The organism is Pseudoxanthomonas japonensis (genome assembly GCF_010093445.1).
Classification (GTDB): Bacteria; Pseudomonadota; Gammaproteobacteria; order Xanthomonadales; family Xanthomonadaceae; genus Pseudoxanthomonas_A; species Pseudoxanthomonas_A japonensis.
In genome coordinates this window covers 1-519 of record NZ_PDWW01000074.1, presented here as the reverse complement: position 1 = coordinate 519, position 519 = coordinate 1, and the positions used below count along the sequence as shown (strand labels likewise).

The window sequence follows — 519 nt, the reverse complement described above, 5'->3', positions numbered from 1 at the left end:
CGACCATCCGCGATCACACCGGTGCGATCACGGCGCGGCTGCGGGCAGGCGTGCCCTCGCTCTACACCGAGCACAATCCAGGCCACTACCTCTCCTCCACCTCCTCGCTCCTCTCCCACCCCTTCCTTCCACTCCCCCCCTGTCCCATGCACTTTCCTTTCCTTCCTTCCTCCCACCCTTCCCCTCTTCACCTTCCTTTTCCTTCTCCTCCTCCACTCCCTCCTTTTTCCTTCACTTCCTTCTTCCTCCCCTCCTCCTCCCTCTTCTTTTTTCTTCTTTCCTCCTCCTTTTTCTTCTCTCTTTCTCTTCTCCCCCTCTCCTCTCCCCCTCTCCTCCTTCTCCTCTCTTCTTCCTTCTTCTTCTTTCCCCCCCCCTCCTCCATCCCCCTCTCTCTCTCCTCTCTTCTCTTTCCTCTTCCCTCCTGCTCTTTTCCTTTTTCCCCCCCCTCTCCTTTCTCTTCCTCTCCTTCTCACCGTCCTTCACTCTCTTCCTTTTCTTCCTTCCTCCTTCCCGTGTCAC

The 519-nt window shown here is 56.8% G+C and carries 1 protein-coding gene; it reads right to left on the bottom strand.

The features are described from left to right. Positions 1-231: 231 nt before the first annotated feature. A partial coding sequence (locus CSC78_RS18825; RefSeq protein WP_202924228.1) for a hypothetical protein occupies positions 232-519 on the bottom strand: 288 nt, incomplete at its 5' end.